This is a genomic window from Streptomyces sp. NPDC048584, assembly GCF_043199595.1.
GTDB lineage: Bacteria > Actinomycetota > Actinomycetes > Streptomycetales > Streptomycetaceae > Streptomyces > Streptomyces edwardsiae.
In genome coordinates this window covers 105,955-122,366 of sequence record NZ_JBICWF010000018.1, presented here as the reverse complement: position 1 = coordinate 122,366, position 16,412 = coordinate 105,955, and the positions used below count along the sequence as shown (strand labels likewise).

At 70.9% G+C, this 16,412-nt stretch carries 13 protein-coding genes; 9 read left to right on the top strand and 4 right to left on the bottom strand.

Annotated features, from left to right (window positions below; genetic code table 11):
* Nucleotides 1–16 precede the first annotated feature (16 nt).
* The 4 genes from ACGFR9_RS31705 (at nt 17) to ACGFR9_RS31690 (ending at nt 5,757) form a co-directional block, all read left to right on the top strand.
* Nucleotides 17–301: a hypothetical protein gene (locus ACGFR9_RS31705; RefSeq protein ID WP_393215419.1), complete on the top strand. Its 285-nt coding sequence runs from the start codon at nt 17–19 to the stop codon at nt 299–301.
* A 212-nt stretch (nt 302–513) separates the two neighbouring features.
* On the top strand, nt 514–1,737 hold the full coding sequence (locus ACGFR9_RS31700) for a sensor histidine kinase (RefSeq protein ID WP_393215416.1): 1,224 nt from the start codon (nt 514–516) through the stop codon (nt 1,735–1,737).
* A 39-nt stretch (nt 1,738–1,776) separates the two neighbouring features.
* Nucleotides 1,777–2,463: a response regulator gene (locus ACGFR9_RS31695; protein WP_393215413.1), complete on the top strand. Its 687-nt coding sequence runs from the start codon at nt 1,777–1,779 to the stop codon at nt 2,461–2,463.
* A 177-nt stretch (nt 2,464–2,640) separates the two neighbouring features.
* Nucleotides 2,641–5,757, top strand: a complete 3,117-nt coding sequence (locus ACGFR9_RS31690) for an efflux RND transporter permease subunit (protein ID WP_393215410.1) — start codon at nt 2,641–2,643, stop codon at nt 5,755–5,757.
* Between the two features lie 69 nt (nt 5,758–5,826).
* Here the strand turns inward: ACGFR9_RS31690 and nadA are convergent, their stop codons facing one another.
* A complete protein-coding gene (gene nadA / locus ACGFR9_RS31685) occupies nt 5,827–7,020 on the bottom strand; it encodes a quinolinate synthase NadA (RefSeq protein WP_393215407.1) in 1,194 nt (397 codons plus the stop codon).
* Between the two features lie 287 nt (nt 7,021–7,307).
* On the opposite strand from nadA, the gene erpA reads away from it, so the two are divergent.
* Complete coding sequence (gene erpA / locus ACGFR9_RS31680; protein WP_030228943.1) at nt 7,308–7,664, top strand: iron-sulfur cluster insertion protein ErpA; 357 nt, start codon at nt 7,308–7,310, stop codon at nt 7,662–7,664.
* Nucleotides 7,665–7,742: 78 nt separating this feature from the next.
* On the opposite strand, the gene ACGFR9_RS31675 is transcribed toward erpA, so the two are convergent.
* The gene (locus tag ACGFR9_RS31675; RefSeq protein WP_393215541.1) at nt 7,743–9,215 is read right to left on the bottom strand and encodes a hypothetical protein; all 1,473 of its coding nucleotides are present in this window, start codon (nt 9,213–9,215) and stop codon (nt 7,743–7,745) included.
* A gap of 804 nt (nt 9,216–10,019) precedes the next feature.
* The gene (locus ACGFR9_RS31670; RefSeq protein ID WP_393215404.1) at nt 10,020–10,229 is read right to left on the bottom strand and encodes a hypothetical protein; all 210 of its coding nucleotides are present in this window, start codon (nt 10,227–10,229) and stop codon (nt 10,020–10,022) included.
* A 129-nt stretch (nt 10,230–10,358) separates the two neighbouring features.
* On the opposite strand from ACGFR9_RS31670, the gene ACGFR9_RS31665 reads away from it, so the two are divergent.
* A complete protein-coding gene (locus ACGFR9_RS31665) occupies nt 10,359–11,333 on the top strand; it encodes a carbohydrate kinase family protein (protein WP_030228939.1) in 975 nt (324 codons plus the stop codon).
* Between the two features lie 243 nt (nt 11,334–11,576).
* On the opposite strand, the gene ACGFR9_RS31660 is transcribed toward ACGFR9_RS31665, so the two are convergent.
* Complete coding sequence (locus tag ACGFR9_RS31660) at nt 11,577–12,965, bottom strand: cysteine desulfurase/sulfurtransferase TusA family protein (RefSeq protein ID WP_393215401.1); 1,389 nt, start codon at nt 12,963–12,965, stop codon at nt 11,577–11,579.
* Between the two features lie 261 nt (nt 12,966–13,226).
* Here ACGFR9_RS31660 and coxB point away from each other — a divergent pair, with 261 nt between their 5' ends.
* From coxB to ACGFR9_RS31645, 3 genes are read left to right on the top strand one after another with little or no spacing between them, the layout of a single operon-like run.
* A complete protein-coding gene (coxB, locus tag ACGFR9_RS31655) occupies nt 13,227–14,219 on the top strand; it encodes a cytochrome c oxidase subunit II (RefSeq protein WP_393215398.1) in 993 nt (330 codons plus the stop codon).
* A complete protein-coding gene (ctaD, locus tag ACGFR9_RS31650) occupies nt 14,216–15,952 on the top strand; it encodes a cytochrome c oxidase subunit I (protein WP_393215395.1) in 1,737 nt (578 codons plus the stop codon). Before coxB ends, ctaD begins: the two co-directional genes overlap by 4 nt.
* Nucleotides 15,949–16,347 (top strand): cytochrome c oxidase subunit 4, encoded by a 399-nt coding sequence (locus ACGFR9_RS31645; protein WP_393215392.1) that lies wholly within the window; start codon nt 15,949–15,951, stop codon nt 16,345–16,347. The genes ctaD and ACGFR9_RS31645 overlap by 4 nt, the downstream gene beginning before the upstream one ends.
* Nucleotides 16,348–16,412 lie beyond the last annotated feature (65 nt).

Genomic DNA, 16,412 nt, shown 5'->3' with positions numbered 1-16,412 from the left:
CGCCGAGGAGGGCGACATGATCGTACGGATCATGGGGGAGGGGCAGGTGACGCTGGCCGAGAGCCGGCTCGCCGAGCTGAACGAACTGGACGAGGAACTGCTCGCCGAGATGGAGAACGGCGACGGCCCGGGTTTCCGCGCGACCCTGCAGGCCCTCCTGGCCAGGGTCCGCGACCTCGGCGAGCCCCTCCCCGACGACTCCCTCGAACCCTCCGACCTGATCCTCCCGTCCCCCGAGGCAACCCTGGAGGAGGTCCAGGACCTCCTCCAGGAAAACGGCCTGATCCCAGAAGCCCCCTGAGACGTTCCCCCACCCCCGCTCTCCGCGGGCAGTCGTGCCGCTGGGGCGGCACGGGTGGGCGCGACGGCACCCCGCAAACGCCGGGCCGCGCACCCCCCGCCCAGCCGCGAGGCAGCCGCACTCCCGCAAACACCACCCCGCGCAACCCCACCCGCCCCGCCGCACACCACACCCATCGGGCCGCCGACCCCCGACAGCTACCGTAAACACCCGTGAGCACCCTGACCCGAGCCCGCTGCCGCCTCCAGGCCCACCCCACCGCCCTGGACGCAGCCCTCGCCGCAGGCGTCCTCATCTGCATGGTCGCCGGCTCCTTCGTCGACCCCCACGGCCCCAACGGCGTCAGATGGGGCCTGCGCACCCCCGACCCGCTCAGCCTCGTCCTCATGGCCCTCGGCGCTGCCGCACTCGTGTTCCGCCGCCGAGCCCCCCGCACCGTCCTCGCCCTCGCCGGCGCCCTCTCCGTCGCGGAGTCCGTCACCGGCGACCCCCGCGCCCCCGTCGCCATGTGCGCCGTGATCGCCCTCTACACCGTCGCCTCCACCACCGACCGCCCCACCACCTGGCGGATCGGCCTGCTCACCATGACCGTCCTCACCGGCACGGCGATGGTGGCCGGCCCCCTGCCCTGGTACGCCCAGGAGAACCTGGCGATCTTCGCCTGGACCGGCATCGGCGCCACCGCCGGGGACGCCGTCCGCAGCCGCCGCGCCTTCGTCCAGGCCATCCGCGAGCGCGCCGAGAAGGCCGAACGCACCCGCGAGGAGGAGGCCCGCCGCCGGGTCGCCGAGGAACGCCTGCGCATCGCCCGCGATCTGCACGACGTCGTCGCCCACCACATCGCCCTGGTCAACGTCCAGGCCGGAGTCGCCGCCCACGTCATGGACAAACGCCCCGACCAGGCGAAGGAGGCCCTCGCCCATGTCCGCGAGGCCAGCCGCTCCGCCCTCGGCGAGCTGCGCGCCACCGTCGGCCTGCTGCGCCAGTCCGGCGACCCCGAGGCCCCCACCGAACCCGCCCCCGGCCTCGACCGCCTCGACGAACTCGCCGGAACCTTCCGCAACGCCGGACTGCGCGTCGAGGTCGCCCGCACCGACGAGGGCACCGCCCTTCCCGCCGCCGTGGACCTGGCCGCGTACCGGATCATCCAGGAGGCCCTGACCAACGTCCAGAAGCACGCCGGCACCGAGGCGCGGGCCGAGGTCAGCGTCGTCCGGGTGGGACCGCACATCGAGGTCACCGTCCTCGACGACGGCGCCGGCGAGGACCAGGAGCACGCCCCCGGCGGCGGACACGGACTGCTCGGCATGCGCGAACGCGTCACCGCCCTGCGCGGCACCCTCACCACCGGCCCCCGATACGGCGGCGGCTTCCGCGTCCATGCGATCCTGCCCGTCAAGACCCGCACCGCCGCGGCCCGGGACGACACCCCGTGACCACCGCCCCGTCGGAGCCCCGGAGACATTGGAGCCCGTATGACGATCCGTGTCCTGCTCGCCGACGACCAGGCACTGCTGCGCAGCGCCTTCCGGGTGCTCGTCGACTCCGAGCCGGACATGGAGGTGGTGGGCGAGGCGTCCGACGGCGCGGAGGCGGTCCGGCTGGCCCGGGAGCAGCGCGCCGACGTCGTTCTGATGGACATCCGGATGCCCGACACCGACGGGCTCGCCGCCACTCGTCTGATCAGCGCGGACCCGGAACTCGCCGGGGTCCGGGTGGTCATACTGACGACGTTCGAGGTCGACGACTACGTGGTCCAGTCGCTGCGCGCCGGAGCCTCCGGCTTCCTCGGCAAGGGCTCCGAACCCGACGAGATGCTGAACGCCATCCGGATCGCCGCCGGCGGCGAGGCCCTGCTCTCCCCGGTGGCCACCAAGGGCCTGATCGCCCGCTTCCTCGCCCAGGAGGGCCCGGGCGGCGACGCCGACCGCGACCCGGCCCGCGCCGAGCGGCTCGGCTCGCTCACCGTGCGCGAACGCGAGGTGCTGGTGCAGGTCGCCGGCGGCCACTCCAACGACGAGATCGCCGAACGCCTCGAGGTCAGCCCGCTCACGGTGAAGACCCACGTCAACCGGGCCATGGCCAAGCTGGGCGCCCGTGACCGGGCCCAGCTGGTCGTCATCGCCTACGAGACGGGGCTGGTCCGTCCAAGGGTGGAGTGAGCTCCGCGGGGCGTACTGCGGCGGGAGTACGCCCCGCACAAGGGATGGGACCTCGGGGCTACGGATCGGCCCTCTTCCATGGCTCAAGGTGTAGAGCGGGCGCCCACTTGTGCGCGCGCCCGCTTGCCGGACTCGCTTGCCGGACTTCTGCCGCTCCACGGAAAAGAGACCCTGACCATGTCCTGGCTGTCCAGATTCAGCCTCGCGCAACGGGCGCTGATCGGACTGATGTCGATCATCGCGCTCGTGTTCGGGGCGATCGCGATACCCCAGCTCAAGCAGCAGCTGTTGCCGACCATCGAACTGCCCATGGTGTCCGTGATCGCGCCGTACCAGGGCGCGTCCCCGGACGTGGTCGAGAAGCAGGTCGTCGAGCCCATCGAGGACAGCCTGGAGGCCGTCGACGGCATCTCCGGCGTCACCTCGACGGCGAGCGAGGGCAACGCCGTCATCATGGCGTCCTTCGACTACGGCAACGGCACCCAGCAGCTCGTCGCCGACGTCCAGCAGGCCGTCAACCGGGCCGGGGCCCGCCTCCCGGACGGCGTCGACCCGCAGGTCGTCGCCGGTTCCACGGACGACATCCCGGCCGTGGTGCTCGCCGTCACCTCCGGCAAGGACCAGCAGGCGCTCGCCGACCAGCTGGACCGGACCGTGGTGCCCGCGCTGGAGGGCATCGACGGCGTCGGCCAGGTCACCGTGGACGGCGTACGCGACCTCCAGGTCACCGTCACCCCCGACACCGCGAAGCTGACGAAGGCCGGCCTCACCACCCAGTCCCTCGCCGCGGCCCTCCAGGCCGGCGGCGCGACCGTCCCGGCCGGCTCCTTCGACGAGGACGGCGCCAACCGCACCGTCCAGGTCGGCGGCGGCTTCACCTCGCTCGAGCAGATCGAGGACCTGAGGGTCGCCGGCGAGCCCGGCCGGGGGAAGCCCGCCCGCCTCGGTGACGTCGCCACCGTGCGGCAGCAGGAGGCCAGGGCCGACTCCCTCACCCGCACCAACGGCGAGCCCAGTCTCGCCGTGATGGCGACCATGGACCACGACGGCAGCGCCGTCGCGATCTCCGAGGCCGTCGCGGACAAGCTGCCCGACCTGCGCAAGGACCTCGGCGACGGCGCCACCCTCACCGTCGTCAGCGACCAGGGCCCGGCGGTCTCCAAGGCCATCGAGGGCCTGACCACCGAGGGCGCCCTCGGTCTGGTCTTCGCCGTCCTCGTCATCCTCGTCTTCCTGGCGTCGATCCGCTCGACCCTCGTCACCGCGGTCTCCATCCCGCTGTCCGTGGTCCTCGCCCTGATCGTGCTGTGGACGCGCGACCTGTCGCTGAACATGCTGACGCTGGGTGCGCTGACCATCGCCATCGGCCGGGTCGTCGACGACTCGATCGTGGTCCTGGAGAACATCAAGCGGCACCTCGGCTACGGCGAGGAGCGCCACTCCGCGATCATGAACGCGGTACGTGAGGTCGCGGGCGCGGTGACGTCCTCGACGCTCACCACGGTCGCCGTGTTCCTGCCGATCGGCCTGGTCGGCGGCATGGTGGGCGAGCTGTTCGGCTCCTTCAGCCTCACCGTCACGGCGGCGCTGCTGGCGTCCCTGCTGGTGTCGCTGACGGTCGTGCCCGTCCTGTCGTACTGGTTCCTGCGCGCCCCCAAGGGCACCCCCGAGGACGCCGAGGAAGCCCGCAGGATCGCCGAGGAGAAGGAGGCGAAGAGCCGCCTCCAGCGCGCCTACGTGCCCGTGCTGCGCTTCGCCACCCGGCGCAGGCTGACCAGTGTGGCCATCGCGGTCGTCGTCCTGATCGTCACGTTCGCCATGGCGCCGCTGCTGAAGACCAACTTCTTCGACGCGGGCGAGCAGCAGGTCCTCACCGTCCAGCAGGAGCTGAAGCCCGGCACCAGCCTGGCCGCGACCGACGCCCAGGCGAAGAAGGTCGAGAACCTCCTCGGCGACACCAAGGGCGTCAAGGACTTCCAGGTCACCATCGGCTCGTCCGGCTGGATGGCGGCCTTCGGCGGCGGTACGGACACCAATCAGGCCACCTACCAGGTGATGCTGGAGGACGACGCGTCCTCCGAGGACGTCCAGGACAGCCTCGAGAAGGGGCTGGAGAAGCTCGACGGCCTCGGCACCACCACCATCGCGGCCGGTGACGGCTTCGGCAGCCAGGACCTGAGCGTCGTCGTCAAGGCGGCCGACGCGCAGGCGCTGCGCAAGGCCGCGGACCAGGTCCGTGACGCGGTGGCCTCCCTGGACGACGTCACGGACGTCACCAGCGACCTGGCGCAGAGCGTGCCCCGCGTCTCCGTGAAGGCCAACGACAAGGCCGCCGCGGCCGGTTTCACCGACCAGACCCTCGGTGCGGCTGTCGCCCAGTCGGTGAAGGGCACCCCGGCCGCCACGGCGGTCCTCGACGACACCGAGCGCGATGTCGTCATCCGCTCGGCGAAGCCGGCCACCACCGTGGACCAGCTGAAGAACCTCGCCCTCGGCCCGGTGAAGCTGGGTGACATCGCCACCGTCGAGGTGGTGGACGGTCCCGTCTCCATGACCCGGATCGACGGCCAGCGCGCCGCCACCGTCACGGCGAAGCCGACCGGTGACAACACGGGCGCGGTCGGCGCGGACCTTCAGAAGAAGATCGACGCGCTGACCCTCCCGGCGGGCGCGACGGCGGAGATCGGCGGCGTCACGTCCGACCAGGACGAGGCGTTCGTCAACCTGGGCCTGGCGATGCTGGCGGCGATCGCGATCGTCTTCATGCTGCTGGTCGGCACCTTCCGCTCGCTCGCCCAGCCGCTGATCCTGCTGGTGTCCATCCCGTTCGCGGCGACCGGCGCCATCGGTCTGCTGATCGTCACCGGCACCCCGATGGGTGTCCCGGCGATGATCGGCATGCTGATGCTGATCGGCATCGTGGTCACCAACGCGATCGTGCTGATCGACCTGATCAACCAGTACCGCAAGCAGGGCCACGGCGTCGTCGAGGCCGTGATCGAGGGCGGCCGCCACCGGCTTCGCCCGATCCTCATGACGGCGCTGGCGACCATCTTCGCCCTGCTCCCGATGGCCCTGGGTGTCACCGGCGAGGGCGGCTTCATCGCCCAGCCGCTGGCCGTGGTGGTGATCGGCGGCCTGATCACGTCGACCCTGCTCACCCTCCTCCTGGTCCCGACGCTCTACGCGATGCTGGAGCTCCGCAAGGAGCGCCGCGCGAGGAAGCGCGCGGCGAAGAGGGAAGCGGCCACCCGGGCCGGGACTTCCCAGGAGCCGAAGCCGGTCGAGGTCTGACAGCCGTCACCACATGAAGGGGCGCCCCCGTGAAGCCGTCACGGGGGCGCCCCTTCATGTGGTGCGGTCCTACGGCAGCGCCAGCATGCGCTCCAGTGCCAGCTTCGCGAACGCCTCCGTCTCCTTGTCCACCTCGATGCGGTTGACCAGGTTGCCCTCGGCGAGGGATTCGAGCGCCCAGACCAGGTGGGGGAGATCGATGCGGTTCATCGTGGAGCAGAAGCAGACCGTCTTGTCGAGGAAGACGATCTCCTTGTTCTCGGACGCGAAACGGTTCGCCAAGCGGCGGACCAGGTTCAGTTCGGTGCCGATGGCCCACTTGGAGCCGGCCGGGGCCGCCTCCAGCGTCTTGATGATGTACTCCGTCGAGCCGACGTAGTCCGCGGCGGCCACGACCTCGTGCCGGCACTCGGGGTGCACCAGCACGTTCACGCCCGGTATGCGCGCGCGCACGTCGTCGACCGAGTCCAGGCTGAAGCGGCCGTGCACCGAGCAGTGGCCGCGCCACAGGATCATCTTCGCGGCGCGCAGCTCGTCCGCCGTCAGCCCGCCGTTCGGCTTGTGCGGGTTGTAGAGGACGCAGTCCTCCAGGGACATGCCCATGTCGCGGACGGCGGTGTTCCGGCCCAGGTGCTGGTCCGGGAGGAAGAGGACCTTCTCGCCCTGCTCGAAGGCCCAGTCAAGGGCCCGCTTCGCGTTGGACGACGTACAGATGGTGCCGCCGTGCTTGCCGGTGAAGGCCTTGATGTCGGCGGAGGAGTTCATGTACGAGACGGGGACGACCTGCTCGGCCACCCCGGCCTCGGTGAGGACGTCCCAGCACTCGGCGACCTGCTCGGCGGTGGCCATGTCCGCCATGGAGCAGCCGGCCGCGAGGTCGGGCAGGACGACCTTCTGGTCGTCGCCCGTGAGGATGTCCGCGGACTCGGCCATGAAGTGCACACCGCAGAACACGATGTACTCGGCCTGCGGCCGGGCGGCGGCGTCGCGGGCCAGCTTGAAGGAGTCGCCCGTGACGTCCGCGAACTGGATGACCTCGTCACGCTGGTAGTGGTGGCCGAGCACGAAGACCTTGTCCCCGAGCTTCTCCTTGGCGGCGCGGGCCCGCTCCACCAGGTTCGGGTCGGACGGCGAGGGGAGGTCGCCGGGACACTCCACTCCGCGCTCACTCCTCGGGTCGGCCTCACGGCCGAGGAGCAGCAGGGCGAGGGGCGTCGGCTGTACGTCGAGCTCCTGGGTCTGGGCGGTGGTGGCGGTGGTCACGGCACGCACCCTTTCTGTTTCTGGCGACTTCTCGTCGAAATGACGCTATCTATCATAACCGGTTCACGTCACTTTGACGACGGCCATAGCGTCCATGTGACGTGAATCCCGCTGCCCGGTGACGCGTTCCCGGAAAGCCCCCACAAGGGCCGGTTTCCGCACCGGACCGCGTGTGCGAGCATGAGGAGGGAGGCGAGGAATCCACGCGCCCGGCCCGGAATGAATCCGCGGTCCCGCCGGTTGCAACCGTCGGCAAGCAGTCTCCGTACAACCCGGGAGAGATGTAGATGTCCGTATCGGACGAGACCACCACCGTCACCGACGGCATCGTCCTGACCGACGCCGCCGCGTCCAAGGTCAAGGCCCTGCTCGACCAGGAAGGCCGTGACGACCTCGCCCTGCGCGTCGCCGTCCAGCCCGGCGGCTGCTCCGGCCTGCGCTACCAGCTCTTCTTCGACGAGCGCTCGCTCGACGGCGACGTGGTGAAGGACTTCGGCGGTGTCAAGGTCGTCACCGACCGGATGAGCGCCCCGTACCTGGGCGGCGCCACCGTCGACTTCGTCGACTCCATCGAGAAGCAGGGCTTCACGATCGACAACCCGAACGCCACGGGCTCCTGCGCCTGCGGCGACTCCTTCAGCTGAGCCGGGTCCTTCCACCAGGCCGGCAGGACAGGAAGAAGGCGGCGGTCCCCACGAAGGGGCCGCCGCCTTCCTCGTCGTTCAGCGGGTGGGCGGTGCCGGGAGCCGGGCACCGTCCTTGTGCAGCGGGACCGGATCGCCGTCCGTGCCCACGACCTCACGGCCGCCCAGCGGGGCGTCCAGCCGTACCGTCTGCTGGTACCCCTTGGCGATCATGATGCACACCTTGTCCGGCCACGGTGTCTCGGTCACCCGCACCGTCACCCGGCCGCCGTCCTCGCTCGCCGTCACCCTGTAGTCGGCGCACACACCGCCGGTGAAGGTCACGGTCAGCTCGTCGCCCTCGGCGGTGTAGCCCTCGACGTCGACGTCCCGGGCCGACGGGGCCGCTGTCGGCTCGTCACCGGGCTTCGTGGGCGCCGGGCTGGCCTCACCGGACCCCGCCGGCGGCGCCAGGAACTCCGGGTCGACCGCCGGATACGTCACCGTGAAGGTGTTCTCCGTGCCCTCCGGCCGTACCTCGAACAGCCAGGACGGTACGAGCGCCGGACGCCCGTCCACCGAGTGCGAGGCCAGCCCGAACACCGCGTCGCCGACCGTGACGGTGTCGCCCTTCGGCGGCTCGGGCGTCGCGCACGACTCCCCGCCCAGCGGTACGGGGCTCGCGCAGCCGCCGATCTCCGCGCGGTCGCCCGCGCCCGGCGCCTCGTTCATCCGCTTCAGCGCGTCGGCGGCGCTCACCACCGGATAGCTGTCGCCCTTCAGGGGCTCCCCGAGCCGGCCGTTGCCGCCGACCACCTCGCCCTTGGCGCCGACGACCACTCCGGTCGTCCAGCCGTATGTGGGCAGCCCGCCGACCTGCGGATCGGCGTTCACCACACGCGTGCCGCCCATGACCTGGCCCGCGTCGAGTTTCGCCTCGTCCTGGCCCGCCGCCTTCAGCACGGGCGCGGCGGCCTTCTTCGCGGCGTCCTCGCTCACCACCGGTCCGTCCCCGCCGGACGGGGCCTTGCAGGTCGCGCCCTTGCAGTTGTCGGTGCCGGGAGTGTTCCGGCTGAACGTCCAGGCGCCCGGGGCGTCCCGGTCGACCCGCAGCGTGGGCCCGGAACCGTCCTTGCCGCCGATCCGCCAGGACCCGCCCTCCGCGACCGGCTCGCCCTCCAGCCCGAGGGACTGCGCCAGCGTCACCACCCGCTCCTGGGACACCTGCCCCCGGATCCGGTACACCGGCGCCGCGCCGGGACCGTCCGGGAGCGTGCCGTCGGCGCGGTAGACGGCGCCGTACGGGTTGGGCTCGCCGGGCGCGATCCCGTTCGGGGCGTCCTCGGAGTAGCCGTCCAGGGCGAGCGGCGGGGGAGAGGTGTCACCGTTCGCCCCCGGCGTCGTACCGCCGCCGGAACCGTCGAAACCACCGGAGGCACCGGCGGCGAGATAGGCCCCGCCCCCTCCGACCAGCAGTACGGCGGCGGCGACGGAGGCGATGAGGACGGGGGAGCGGCGCCGGGCGGACGGCTCGGCCCTGTCCGGGCGGGGGACGGGGGACGCCCCGACCACCGGCTCGTCGGGTGCCGGGTCCGGCCCGGGGCCGGCCTCGGGGCCGGGCGTGGCGTCGTGGGGCCCGTCGGGGGAGGGCGGCTCGGTGTCTTCGCGGGAGTCACCGCGACGCCCGTCGGCGGCACGGGATCCCCGGGCCGCCGGCTCGGCCGGGGTGTCGGCGGCGGCGGGTGTGGCGTCGTGGGGCCCGTTGGGGGAGGGCGACTCAGTGTCTTCGCCGGGGTCACCGGGATGGCCGTCGGCGGCATGGGATCCCTGGGCCGCCGGCTCGGCCGGGGTGTCGGCGGCGGGGTCGGGTGTGGCGTCGTGGGGCCCGTTGGGGGAGGGCGGCTCGGTGTCTTCGCGGGAGTCACCGCGACGCCCGTCGACGGCACGGGATCCCCGGGCCGCCGGCTCGGCCGGGGTGTCGGCGGCGGCGTCGTGGGGCTGGTCGGAGGCCGGGGCCGCGTCCGGGTCGTGCCCGGTCGCCACCGGGTCCTGTTGTTCCTTCCGCTTCCCACCAGCGCCCTCGGCGCCGGGCCGGGAGGCGTCGGGCCGGTTCGGCTCGGGCTCGGGTCCGGTCGCCGTCGGCTCCTCCGATGCGCCCCCGGAACCGGGCGCGCCGCCCGTGGGCGGGCGCGCCTCGTCGTCGTTGTCGGGTCGCTCGGTGTTCACCGCATCGCTCCTTCGGCTGCGCAGCTGTCCCGGAAGGACCCTTTCCCGGTCGTGCCGGGACTGCTCGGGGTCGTATCCCGCATCCCCTTTACGGGGGACAGCGATGGGACGCAGCGAAGGAGCGCACGGTTCCCCGGGGGCCGCGACGCCTCAGTCGCCGTACTCCGACATCGCGTCCAGCAGCCGCGCCGATCCGGGCGGCACGGTCACGCCATGGATCGAGGACGGGGGGACCGGCCGGGCGGTCACCCGGTCGGGGGCCGCCCAGTGGGGGGCCATCCGCGCACAGTCGCCGCGCAGCGACGCCAGGCCGCCTTCGAGGTCCCCGGGAGCGGGGGAGTGGACCTTGAGGTTCGTCATACCGGCACCGTATGCACGTCCAAGGTCACGAAGAAAGACCTACTATCGGGTAGTTCCGGCTGCTTCTACGGGCCCGTCCCAGCCGGTAGCGTGAAGGGTCAGACCCCCTCCCTCAGGAGTATCGACGCCGTGCGCATCGCAGTCACCGGCTCCATCGCCACCGACCACCTCATGACCTTCCCCGGGCGCTTCGCCGACCAGTTCGTCGCCGACCAGCTGCACACGGTCTCGCTGTCCTTCCTGGTCGACAACCTCGACGTGCGCAGGGGCGGCGTGGGCGCGAACATCGCCTTCGGTATGGGCCAGCTCGGCACCCGGCCGATCCTCGTCGGCGCCGCCGGCTTCGACTTCGACGAGTACCGGGCCTGGCTGGACCGGCACGGCGTCGACACCGAGTCCGTCCGGATCTCCGACACGCTGCACACCGCCCGTTTCGTGTGCACCACGGACTCCGACCACAACCAGATCGGCTCCTTCTACACGGGCGCGATGAGCGAGGCCCGGCTGATCGAGCTGAAGACCGTCGCCGACCGGGTCGGCGGCCTCGACCTGGTCTCCATCGGCGCCGACGACCCGGAGGGCATGCTCCGGCACACCGAGGAGTGCCGCTCGCGCGGCATCCCCTTCGCCGCCGACTTCTCCCAGCAGATCGCCCGGATGAACGGCGAGGAGATCCGGATACTGCTGGACGGGGCGACCTACCTCTTCTCCAACGAGTACGAGAAGGGGCTCATCGAGACGAAGACCGGCTGGAGCGACGAGGAGATCCTGGGCAAGGTCGGCCACCGGGTCACCACGCTCGGGGCGCGCGGCGTCCGTATCGAGCGGGCGGGCGAGGAGCCGATCGAGGTCGGGTGCCCGGACGAGGAGCGCAAGGCCGATCCGACGGGTGTCGGTGACGCGTTCCGGGCGGGGTTCCTGTCGGGGCTGGCGTGGGGGGTTTCGCTGGAGCGGGCGGCGCAGGTGGGGTGCATGCTGGCGACTCTCGTCATCGAGACGGTGGGGACGCAGGAGTATCAGTTGCGGCGGGGGCACTTCATGGAGCGGTTCATGAAGGCGTACGGGGATGAGGCGGCGGAGGAGGTCCGGGGGCACCTCGGCTGAAGCGGGCGGGTGTGCGGGGGGCTGGTTGGTCGCGCAGTTCCCCGCGCCCCTTGAAGGACGCGCCGTCCCCCGCGCCCCCTGGTGAGGCTGGGCCTCGCTTCTCTGGACGTCGCGCAGTTCCCCGCGCCCCTGAAAAGCTCGCGCAGTTCCCCGCGCCCCTGAAAAGCTCGCGCAGTTCCCCGCGCCCCTGGGGGGCGCGGCCAGCCCCTGAAGGTGTGCCGTTTCCCTGGGGGTCCAGGGGAGTCAGCTGGTTCTGCGGATCAGGTAGGCCGTTCCCTGGGGGGCCGGTTCTTCGCCCCGGTACTCCTGGTCGCGCATGTCGCACCAGGCCGGGATGTCCAGGCGGGCTGCCTCGTCGTCCGCCAGGACGCGGATCGTGGCACCGACGGGGACCGTTCCGATGGCCTTGGCCAGTTCGATGACCGGGATCGGGCAGCGGCGGCCCACCGCGTCGATCACCAGGGTCGTGGTCCCGTCCTCCGCCGGGGCGGGGGGCGGGGACACCGGTGCGCCCAGCTTCTCCCGCACCCCCGCCACCACCTCCGGCAGCACGGACAGGAAGCGCTCGACGTCCTCCTCCCGTGTGCCCGACGGCAGCGACACCCGGACATTGCCCTCGCTGAGCACCCCCATCGCCCTCAGCACATGGCTCGGCGTCAGCGTGCTGCTCGTACACGACGACCCGGACGACACCGAGAAGCCGGCCCGGTCCAGTTCGTGCAGCACCGTCTCCCCGTCGACGTAGAGACAGGAGAACGTGACGATCCCGGGCAGCCGCCGCTCCGGGTCCCCGACCACCTCCACGTCCGGCACAAGACCGGGCACCCGCGCCCGGATCCGTTCCGTCAGTTCCCGCAGCCGTACCGCCTGCTCGGCCGCCTCCGCCCGTACCGCCCGCAGCGAAGCCGCCGCCGCCACGATCGCCGGCAGGTTCTCGAACCCGGCCGCCCGCCCCGACTCCCGCTCGTCCCGGGGCCCCTGGGGCGCGAACCGCACCCCCTTGCGTACGACGAGCAGCCCCACCCCCGACGGACCGCCCCACTTGTGCGCGCTCGCCGCGAGCAGCGACCAGCCGCCCTCCACCGGCCCCCACCCCAGCGACTGCGCCGCGTCCACCAGCAACGGCACCCCCGCCGCCCGGCACACCTCGGCCACCTCGGCCACCGGCTGCACCGTCCCCACCTCATGGTTGGCCGACTGCAGACACGCCAGCGCGGTGTCCGGCCGAAGGGCCTCGGCGTAACCGGACGGACGCACGGCACCCGTACGCTCCACCGCGACCTCGGTGACCGATCCTCCGCCGTCCCGGTGAACTTCCGCCGCATGGAGTACAGAAGAGTGTTCGACCGCTGACACGATCAGGTGAGACCCGGTGCGCCGCCGCCCCGCCAGCGCCCCCGCGATCCCCGAGTGCACCGCCCCGGTACCGGACCCGGTGAACACCAACTCGTCCGCCCGGCACCCCACCACCTCGGCGGCCGCCTCCCGAGCGGCGTCCAGCAACAACCGGGCCCGCCGCCCCTCCCGGTACAGCCGCCCCGGATCCGCCCACCCCTCGTCCAGAGAGGCCAACAACGCCTGCCGGGCGACAGGGTGCAGGGGAGCGGCGGAAGCGGCATCGAAGTAGGGCATGAGGCAACGCTAAACCCGGATCAGGACAGCTCCCCCAGGGGCGCGGGGAACCGCGCGACCAGCGACCCACGGCCCGCACCCGCCAAATAAGCGAACCCCTCCACCCAGTAGGCCCCCCTCCCCGTAACCCCCCGGAGGGCGTCGGCTAGGGTTTGGTCCGCATAAACATCCAAACCCCTGCCCGACGCAGGGCGGCGACCGACCAGCGAGAAGGCAGGCCGCAGCCAAACAGCGCGGGCGAGACTCTCGGGAAGGCGCTACGTGAGTCCCAACGGCTCCGACCTCCCCCACGGCCTGAAGGGCGTGGGCGGTACCCCCAAGCCGCGGCGCCCCATGCGGCGGAAGCTGCTGCAGGCACTGACCGCGGGCCTGGTCCTTGCGACCGCCACCGGTTGCACATGGGAGGACTTCCCCCGCCTCGGTATGCCCACCCCGACCACGGAAGAGGCTCCGCGGATCCTCTCCCTGTGGCAGGGGTCCTGGGCTGCCGCGCTCGCCGTCGGCGTGCTGGTGTGGGGCCTGATCCTGTGGAGTGCTTTCTTCCACCGGCGCAGCCGCACCAAGGTCGAAGTACCTCCGCAGACCCGGTACAACATGCCCATCGAGGCGTTGTACACCGTGGTCCCCCTCATCATCGTCTCGGTGTTCTTCTACTTCACCGCCCGTGACGAATCCGAGCTGATGAAGCTCGAGAAGAACCCCGATGTCACGGTCAACGTGGTCGGCTTCCAGTGGAGCTGGTGCTTCAACTACGTCGAGAACGTCGACGGTTCCACGGGCGACGCCAAGAAGTCCAAGGAACTCGAGGCGATCCCGGACCGCTACAAGGACGCCTTCCCGGCCGACGCCGGCGGTGTCTACGACTGCGGTACGCCCGGCACGCGGAACCCGCAGACCAACAACCCGGGCCCCACCCTGTGGCTGCCCGAGGGCAAGCGGGTCCGCTTCGTGCTGACCTCGCGCGACGTCATCCACTCCTTCTGGGTGGTGCCGTTCCTGATGAAGCAGGACGTCATCCCGGGCCACACCAACGCCTTCGAGGTGACCCCCAGCCGTGAGGGCACCTTCCTCGGCAAGTGCGCGGAGCTGTGCGGCGTCGACCACTCCCGGATGCTGTTCAACGTGAAGGTCGTCTCCCCCGAGCGCTACGAGCAGCACCTCAAGGACCTCGTGAAGAAGGGGCAGACCGGTTACGTTCCCGCCGGCATCGCGCAGACGAGCCACGAGAAGAACCGGGAGACGAACAACCTGTGAGCATCCTCAACGAACCCCAGGGTGCCGCCGCAGCTGAGGACTCGTACGAGAACGAGCTGCCGGTACGGCGCAAGAGTCCCGGCAACGTCGTGGTGAAGTGGCTGACGACCACGGACCACAAGACGATCGGCACGCTGTATCTGGTGACGTCGTTCGCCTTCTTCGTCATCGGTGGCGTGATGGCGCTCGTGATGCGTGCCGAGCTGGCCCGTCCGGGCCTGCAGATCATGTCGAACGAGCAGTTCAACCAGGCGTTCACGATGCACGGCACGATCATGCTGCTGATGTTCGCGACGCCGCTGTTCGCCGGCTTCGCGAACTGGATCATGCCGCTGCAGATCGGCGCGCCCGACGTGGCGTTCCCGCGGCTGAACATGTTCGCCTACTGGCTGTACCTGTTCGGCTCGCTCATCGCGGTCGGTGGCTTCCTCACCCCGGACGGCGCGGCCGACTTCGGCTGGTTCGCCTACTCGCCGCTGTCGGACGCGGTCCGCTCGCCGGGCATCGGCGCCGACATGTGGATCATGGGTCTGGCCTTCTCCGGCTTCGGCACCATCCTCGGCTCGGTCAACTTCATCACCACGATCATCTGCATGCGCGCGCCCGGCATGACGATGTTCCGTATGCCGATCTTCACCTGGAACGTGCTGCTGACCGGTGTGCTGGTCCTGCTCGCCTTCCCGGTGCTGGCCGCCGCGCTGTTCGCCCTGGAGGCGGACCGCAAGTTCGGTGCCCATGTGTTCGACTCGGCCAACGGCGGGGCGTTGCTCTGGCAACACCTGTTCTGGTTCTTCGGACACCCAGAGGTGTACATCATCGCCCTGCCGTTCTTCGGCATCGTCTCCGAGATCATCCCGGTCTTCTCCCGCAAGCCGATGTTCGGCTACATGGGTCTGATCGGCGCGACGATCGCGATCGCCGGTCTCTCGGTGACGGTGTGGGCGCACCACATGTACGTGACCGGCGGTGTGCTGCTGCCGTTCTTCTCCTTCATGACCTTCCTGATCGCGGTCCCGACCGGTGTGAAGTTCTTCAACTGGATCGGCACCATGTGGAAGGGCAGTCTGTCCTTCGAGACGCCGATGCTGTGGGCCACCGGCTTCCTGATCACCTTCGCCTTCGGTGGTCTGACCGGTGTCATCCTGGCCTCGCCGCCGCTGGACTTCCACGTGTCGGACTCGTACTTCGTGGTGGCGCACTTCCACTACGTCGTCTTCGGCACGGTGGTGTTCGCGATGTTCGCCGGATTCCACTTCTGGTGGCCGAAGTTCACCGGCAAGATGCTCGACGAACGCCTCGGCAAGATCACCTTCTGGACGCTGTTCACCGGCTTCCACGGCACCTTCCTCGTCCAGCACTGGCTGGGTGCCGAGGGCATGCCGCGCCGGTACGCGGACTACCTCGCCGCCGACGGCTTCACCGCGCTGAACACCGTCTCCACGATCGCCTCGTTCCTGCTCGGTCTGTCGATCCTGCCGTTCTTCTACAACATCTGGAAGACGGCCAAGTACGGCAAGAAGATCGAGGTGGACGACCCGTGGGGCTACGGCCGCTCCCTCGAGTGGGCGACCTCCTGCCCGCCGCCGCGGCACAACTTCCTCACCCTGCCGCGGATCCGCAGTGAATCCCCGGCGTTCGACCTGCATCACCCGGAGATCGCCGCGCTCGACGAGCTCCAGAACGCCGGTCACGGCGAGAAGGCCCTCTCGGGTGGCAAGGAGGCCGGCAAGTGAAGATCCAGGGCAAGATGTTCATGTGGCTGAGCGTCTTCCTCCTCGTCATGGCGTGTGTCTATGGCGTGTGGTCGAAGGAGCCGGCCGGCACCACCGCTCTCTTCCTGGCCTTCGGCCTGAGCATCATGATCGGCTTCTACCTGGGCTTCACGGCCCGGCGGGTCGACGCGGGCGCGCAGGACGACAAGGAGGCGGACGTCGCCGACGAAGCCGGCGAGGTCGGGTTCTTCAGCCCGCACAGCTGGCAGCCGCTCGCCCTGGCCGTGGGCGGCGCCCTGGCCTTCATGGGCATCGCGATCGGCTGGTGGCTGCTCTACTTCTCGCTGCCGGTGCTCCTGATCGGCCTGTGGGGCTGGGTCTTCGAGTACTACCGCGGTGAGAGCCGCACCCAGTAACCAGCACGACGAAGGGCCCGGACACGCCATCGGGGGTGTCCGGGCCCTTCGTCGTGGCCTCACCC

Bases quoted from the DNA above. Each gene is read 5' to 3' on its own strand.
- ACGFR9_RS31705 (WP_393215419.1), top strand. From the start codon at position 17: ATGATCGTACGGATCATGGGGGAGGGGCAGGTGACGCTGGCCGAGAGC.
- ACGFR9_RS31695 (WP_393215413.1), top strand. From the start codon at position 1,777: ATGACGATCCGTGTCCTGCTCGCCGACGACCAGGCACTGCTGCGCAGC.
- ACGFR9_RS31690 (WP_393215410.1), top strand. From the start codon at position 2,641: ATGTCCTGGCTGTCCAGATTCAGCCTCGCGCAACGGGCGCTGATCGGA.
- erpA (WP_030228943.1), top strand. From the start codon at position 7,308: ATGTCCGTATCGGACGAGACCACCACCGTCACCGACGGCATCGTCCTG.
- ACGFR9_RS31670 (WP_393215404.1), bottom strand. From the start codon at position 10,229: ATGACGAACCTCAAGGTCCACTCCCCCGCTCCCGGGGACCTCGAAGGC.
- ACGFR9_RS31660 (WP_393215401.1), bottom strand. From the start codon at position 12,965: ATGCCCTACTTCGATGCCGCTTCCGCCGCTCCCCTGCACCCTGTCGCC.